The following is a 2,376-nucleotide window of genomic DNA, read 5'->3' as shown; positions in this document are numbered from 1 at the left end:
TGTTAGCGCCGGGCGATTTTAGCCGCTAATAGTCAAACTATTTTGACCAATCCCGGTCACCGAATAATGGCCACCGTGCCTCCCCGCCGCCACTACGCTGGTGGTGCCAACACGCCGGCGTTAGGAGGACCATTGAGGTGAACGAGAGACACGATGACCTACAGGAGATTATAGACGCGGCGCTCCGGGAGATGGCCGCGGAGGAGGGCGACGGGTTCGACCCGCAGGCATGCAACCTCGCTGAGTTCTGCAGGAGGACGGGGCTCACCCGCTCCCGCGCGAGGACGGTCAGGGCCCACGGGTTCAGGGCCCTGCCCCACGGGAACAGCGGGAGGAGGGCCGCGCCGGGCGTGCTCGCCGGCCACACCGGCCTGGTGGACGACCTCCTGCGGAAGGGCGTCACCAACTCGCAGGTGATATTCGAGCGGCTGCTCGGCCAGGGCTACGCCGGCGGCCTCACCACGGTGAAGACCTATATCGCCGCGCACCGGGACCTCGTGCCCGCGAAGAGGCGGCAGGCGGCCCCGCAGGGCTGCCGCGGCCAGCGCTTCAGGACGGCGCCCGGAGAGGCCTACCAGATGGACTGGGGCTTCGTCGCGGTCGAGCGCCCCGGCGGCGAGCGGGCGCGGATCGCCTGCTTCGCCATGGTCTGCCACCATTGCGGGGGCGCCCACGTCGAGTTCTTCCCGAACGCGCGCCAGGAGAACCTCCTCATCGGGATGCTGCACGCGTTCTCGGCGCTGGGCGTGCCCGCGACCGTGCTCACCGACAACATGAAGAGCGTGGTCGTCCGCCGCGATGCCGACGGCCGGCCCGTCTGGCAGGCCGACTACGCCGAGTTCATGGGCGTCGTCGGCTTCCGCACCAGGCTGTGCAGGCCGCGCCACCCCTATACGAAGGGCAAGGTGGAGAGGCTCGTCCGCTTCGTGAAGGGGAACTTCCTCGCGGGAAGGTCCTTTACCGACCTTGACGCCCTCAACCGGGAGGCCGCCCTCTGGTGCGCCGAGCAGGGAGGCCGCTGGCGGCGCGCGGCGGCATGCGTCCCGATGCGCGAGCACGAGGCGGCGTGCTCGGCGAACACCAGGCCGCTCGAGGTCACGGCCGAGGTCGAGCGGTACCTGTGCCCGCGCCGGAAGATCTCCTTCGACGGCTTCGTGAGCTTCGAGGGGCACCGCTACGGCGTGCCCTACTGGTACGTCCGCCGCGAGTGCAGGGTGAGCCGGGAGGGGCGCGTGGTGCACATATACAGCGACGACCTCTCCCGCGAGCTCGTCGCCCACGCCGTCGGCACCGGCGCCGACAGCTGGTGCGAGGGGCAGTGGGAGACATCGCCGGCGCAGCCCGAGGAGCTGCCGACCCAGCCGGTGGGGACCGTGGTCGAGCAAATCGCCCCGCCCCGGGCGAAACCCGGTTTCGAGAGGTTCGACTTCGGGAGGGCCGAATGATGGCGGGCGCGGGGGCGAGCCCCTACGAGCTCGCGAGCGACGCCGCGTCGAGGCTCGGGATCGCCGTCGGGGCGGAGGAGCTCGCGACCCTCGCCTCGGACCTCGACCTCGGCGACGGGGAGATGGCCGCCGTGGCAGCCACCTTCTCCTACCTTGCGGAGAGGAGGAGGCTCGCCTCCATCGAGACGCTGCTGAGGCTGAGCAGGCTGCCCAGGCGCGAGCCCAAGACCTTCGAGGGCTTCGACTTCTCCAGGATCCAGGGCCGGGACGCGGCCGCGCTGGGCAAGCTCCCGTCGCTGGCCGACCTCTACGCGCACCGCAACGTCGCCTTCGTCGGGCCCGGCGGCATAGGGAAGACGCACCTCGCGCAGGCCTACGGGCGCGAGTGCTGCATGCGGGGGCTCAAGACCTACTACATAAAGGCGACCGAGCTCAGGGACAGGTTCCAGAAGGCCGTCCAGCGGGGAAACACCTCGCGGGTCGTCTCCTCGCTCGTCAAGCCGTCGTGCCTCATCGTTGACGAGGTGGGGAGATGCGTCTACGACAGGCCGTGCACCGACCTGTTCTTCGATGTCGTCGACAGGCGCTACGAGAAGGAGGGGCCGAACGCGATGGTCCTCACGAGCAACATCGCCCCGAGCGGGTGGGATGAGTTCTTCACGGGCGACGACACGCTCCTCTGCGCCCTCGACAGGCTGTTCGACAAGGCGTCGGTGTTCGTGATGCGGGGCCCGAGCTACCGCGGCAGGGAGCTCGACACCTACTCGGTGGAGGCCGTCCCCCAGGCGGTGAAGGTGAGGGGGATCCAGCCCGAGGGGATGTAGGAATGCGATAGGAAAGTCATAGATGCGGGCGTGTTGGCTAAAATGGGTCGGCCGGGATTGGTCAATCTCGGCCGACTATATTTTGCTAAAATAATCCGACGCTAACA

2 protein-coding genes are annotated in these 2,376 nt (G+C 68.6%); both read left to right on the top strand.

Annotation, left to right across the window (positions count from 1 at the left end; all coding sequences use genetic code 11):
• The first annotated feature begins 137 nt into the window (after window positions 1-137).
• The gene (gene istA / locus AAAX59_RS09620; RefSeq protein WP_349071595.1) at window positions 138-1,445 is read left to right on the top strand and encodes an IS21 family transposase; all 1,308 of its coding nucleotides are present in this window, start codon (window positions 138-140) and stop codon (window positions 1,443-1,445) included.
• Window positions 1,442-2,269: an ATP-binding protein gene (locus AAAX59_RS09615; protein WP_349071594.1), complete on the top strand. Its 828-nt coding sequence runs from the start codon at window positions 1,442-1,444 to the stop codon at window positions 2,267-2,269. The genes istA and AAAX59_RS09615 overlap by 4 nt, the downstream gene beginning before the upstream one ends.
• Window positions 2,270-2,376 lie beyond the last annotated feature (107 nt).

It is taken from the genome of Collinsella sp. CLA-ER-H2 (assembly GCF_040092405.1).
In the GTDB taxonomy this organism is placed as follows: domain Bacteria; phylum Actinomycetota; class Coriobacteriia; order Coriobacteriales; family Coriobacteriaceae; genus Collinsella.
This window is presented reverse-complemented; position numbering and strand designations above follow the sequence as displayed.

Excerpts from the sequence above, each read along its gene's own strand:
- AAAX59_RS09615 (WP_349071594.1), top strand. The coding sequence starts at position 1,442 with ATGATGGCGGGCGCGGGGGCGAGCCCCTACGAGCTCGCGAGCGACGCC.